General features: G+C 46.5%; 4 protein-coding genes. 3 read left to right on the top strand and 1 reads right to left on the bottom strand.

The features are described from left to right. Positions 1–371: 371 nt before the first annotated feature. Both HMPREF3140_RS23385 and HMPREF3140_RS23380 read left to right on the top strand, forming a co-directional pair. A complete protein-coding gene (locus tag HMPREF3140_RS23385) occupies positions 372–572 on the top strand; it encodes an antitoxin VbhA family protein (protein ID WP_032416427.1) in 201 nt (66 codons plus the stop codon). 648 nt (positions 573–1,220) lie between these two features. Further along, positions 1,221–1,493: a hypothetical protein gene (locus tag HMPREF3140_RS23380; RefSeq protein ID WP_032725101.1), complete on the top strand. Its 273-nt coding sequence runs from the start codon at positions 1,221–1,223 to the stop codon at positions 1,491–1,493. 115 nt (positions 1,494–1,608) lie between these two features. On the opposite strand, the gene HMPREF3140_RS23375 is transcribed toward HMPREF3140_RS23380, so the two are convergent. Continuing rightward, positions 1,609–2,025, bottom strand: coding sequence for a helix-turn-helix domain-containing protein (locus HMPREF3140_RS23375; RefSeq protein ID WP_032416425.1), 417 nt, complete (start codon positions 2,023–2,025; stop codon positions 1,609–1,611). Between the two features lie 347 nt (positions 2,026–2,372). On the opposite strand from HMPREF3140_RS23375, the gene HMPREF3140_RS23370 reads away from it, so the two are divergent. Beyond that, on the top strand, positions 2,373–3,047 hold the full coding sequence (locus HMPREF3140_RS23370; RefSeq protein ID WP_070553129.1) for an NYN domain-containing protein: 675 nt from the start codon (positions 2,373–2,375) through the stop codon (positions 3,045–3,047). Positions 3,048–3,378: the final 331 nt, after the last annotated feature.

The following is a 3,378-nucleotide window of genomic DNA, read 5'->3' as shown; positions in this document are numbered from 1 at the left end:
GTCGGGTTTCGCCACCACTGATTTGAGCGTCAGATTTTGTGATGCTTGTCAGGGGGGCGAAGCCTATGGAAAACCGCCAATCTCCCAGACCCTTTCTATCGCCTTTCGCCTGAGCAGGTAACGCTCGCCGCAGAGTCATGACCGAACGAAGTGAGCGAATGACCGAGGAAGCGTAATTTCTGTAATGCTTAACAGGGCTCTTATCGCTCGGTACACCTGTTTCCACCCTGATTACACGCTCTGCTGCAACGGTTTCCTGTCGGTTTCCACTTTTGCCTGCACAGCTATACAACGGCAACATCCGGGCAGGACATGTAAAGTTAGCTAACTTTACGCCTGCCTTATTCGCATGACTGCTCAAAGGAAAACCTATGACTGATGATCGGGCATTGCAACTTCGCTTAACCGGGTTCCGCAAGGCTGAGGCCTCTCTCAGGCTCGAAGGTATGGACCCGTCCGGAACCCCGCTTTATGAGTCCGTAAAGGCACGGATTCTTTCCGGTGAAATTACCTTCGACGAGGGCCGTGCTGAGATACGGGCTCATTACCAGAAGCGGTCGAACAGTAACTGACGCGGACAGGAAATGTTTTGTGGCCACTGCCGCTGCGCCGGCGCCACAAAACGGCGGGACAAGATGTGTTTTTGGAGTACCGCCGGCACGCCAAATCCTCCAGGTCTGGCTACGCCCGACACCCTTTTGTTGCTCGTTAAATCCGACCCCTTTGCGGTATTTCTGCCGCGCCTACGGCTTGCCCAACGTCTCACGGCCACACAGTAAACTGTGCACCCGGTCATCGTTTCTGGGGGCTCAAAATTTTCGGACTAAATACGTCGTGATGAAACAATTCATCGACTGTTTAGGAGAAAACTATGAAATATCTAAATCTGCTCGAACTGATACTCAACTGCCTAAAGACAGCCGCGGATCTGTGGGACTGGCTGCATCTGAACAACTTCTTTTTCGAAACGTTCGGCCTACTTTTGTCATGAAAAGGAGTTGTGCCGGTGCGTATGCATAGCTATTCACTGGCACACAAATCATCAGGCGCGTTTTTCAGGGATTATGCCGGGGAAAGGTGCCGGAAACGGCCCGCACGCGTCAGAATGGCGCTGAGGGCGTCTCAGGGGGTGCGCCCAAGTAGACTTATGTTAAATCAGCTATGGGATTTTCTGGTGTGGTACATTCAATGCCAGTTATGGATGTACTAACGGAGAACTTGTGGCTACTGATGCACAAATAAAACAGATTAACGCTCTCATCAAAAAGTATCCTGACTCGTGCTCTATTTGCCAGCAGGATTATGATGAGGATTACGTGACGTATACGGTTTTTGGATACGACAAAAACCGGAAGATGCAGGTAACAACGGGTTGTTGCGCTCGAACGCTTACAGAACTGGTCTTACTGGGCGTTTGCGGATGCTTTGATCCTGATGAACGTGATGAGATCATGAAAAATCACCCAATGGCGAAGAAGTTCTTCACAAACTAAATACTGGAAAATTATTGCTCAAGCCCGCAATTTGCGGGCTTTTTCATGCGCTGCGGTAAAGGGATGTTATGGTAAATCCTGCCAATGTAAGACTGACTTTTATATCGTTTAAAAGTTATTTTTCGTTCAGCTTTGCATTCAGATCAGGGGTGAGAACGTTTAATGATTTAACCAGGTGGGAGAGATCGTAGATGTTTCGCCCTTTGTACTTAGGGTTGTCCTTGCTTGTACGGATTTTGATAAGCAATCCGTAGTTCTCTAGCTCTTGGAGAGAACGTTGCACTGTTCTTGATGAGACTCCCATTCTAACCGCAATACTTTCTTGAGATGGATGTGGCCAGTCGTAAGGTTTCCACCAGTGAATAATTAGATGAAGCAGGACATTGAACGTTGTTGGTGTCATGTTGAGCGCCCCTTGCAAGAAGAAGAGCGATGTAGGAATGGCTGACCAACCCATACCTAATGCTTCCCTTCCCCACTTTGCTTCAAGTGTCTGTTTCTGAACGTCAAAATTATTTTTTTGATCTGACATATACCAACCTGCTAAGCTGAATTCTTCATAGAAGAATTCAGCTTAGCAGGTTGGTTATCTAATTCATATAATTAGTACGACACCAGCGCGCTTATAATATAACTATATTAAACTATACTTAATCTACACTCACCTCTTGGTAGCGCGATTAAGTTACGCAGCTCCCTTGAGGCTCTAAACCTCCCTTTAGGTGGGCAGCGATTAAGTTACGCGTCTTCCTTAAGGAGCTTGAAACCGCCCTCTTGGTTACTTTTAACCTTGAGGAACTACAACTTAAACTGTTTGCTAACGTTAGTTTTTGTTGTTAAAACCGCCCTCAGAGGCGGTTTTTTTATGCGTGAAATAAAATGAGAACAATAGTTTACGTAGACGGATTCAATTTTTATCACGGATTGGTTAAGCGTTCGGGATATAAGGGGCTAGATCTGTATAAGCTTTTTGAAGAACAACTACTTCCGATAAGAGCAAGAGAATCACAGCTGATTAAAGTGAAGTTTTTTACTGCTGAGATCAAAGCAAAATTTGCTACCCGAGGCGAACAGGCACACCAAGCCCAGCAAGCTTATCATCGGGCTCTGCTACAGATTTATGGTGATAAGATCGAGATAATCAAAGGTTATTATTCGGAACGCCAAGAATGTGCAATGACCTTCAATGAAGGGCATCCGCCATCAAAAACGGATAGAACCACAGTCTGGAAATTAGAAGAAAAACAGACCGATGTTAGGATGGCTTTAGAAATGTATCGCGATGCTGTTCGTGGTGAGGCCGAGCAGTTGGTTCTCTGTACTAACGATTCGGATATGATACCGCCAATAGAAATGATTAAGGCTGACCGGCCCGAATTGAAAATCGGAATCGTAGTACCAAGGGAACAAGATACCAATCGAGTGATTAGTAGTTTGGCTGGCTTAGGTGACTGGAGCTTGCCATATGTATCCTATGAAGCTCTAAGGCTGGCACTATTGCCGGATAAGGTCCCGACAAGGCGGAAACCAATACTGAAACCAAATCACTGGTAAATGGATGGATCTTCTTGTGATCCTTTTTCTCTCGTCGTAATCTCATGCCCAGTAAACAAAAAAACCACCGCTACCAACGGTGGTTCGTTTGCCGGAATTAAGAGCTACCAACTCTTTCTTCCGAAGGTAACTGGCTTTCACGGAGCGCAGGTACCAAAACTGTCCTTTCAGTGTAGCCGCAGTCAGGCCACCACTTCAAGAACTCTGTAGAAGCACTCTACTACTCTGCTCCGTGAATCCTCTTACCAATGGCTGCTGCCAGTGGCGTTAAGTCGTGTCTTTTCGGGTTGGACTCAAGTTGATAGTTACCGGATAAGACGCAGCGGTCGGA

The sequence above is a fragment of the Klebsiella sp. HMSC16A12 genome (genome assembly GCF_001808265.1).
GTDB lineage: Bacteria > Pseudomonadota > Gammaproteobacteria > Enterobacterales > Enterobacteriaceae > Klebsiella > Klebsiella pneumoniae.
The sequence above is the reverse complement of the archived record's forward strand: the minus strand, read 5'-3'. Positions and strand labels throughout refer to the sequence as shown.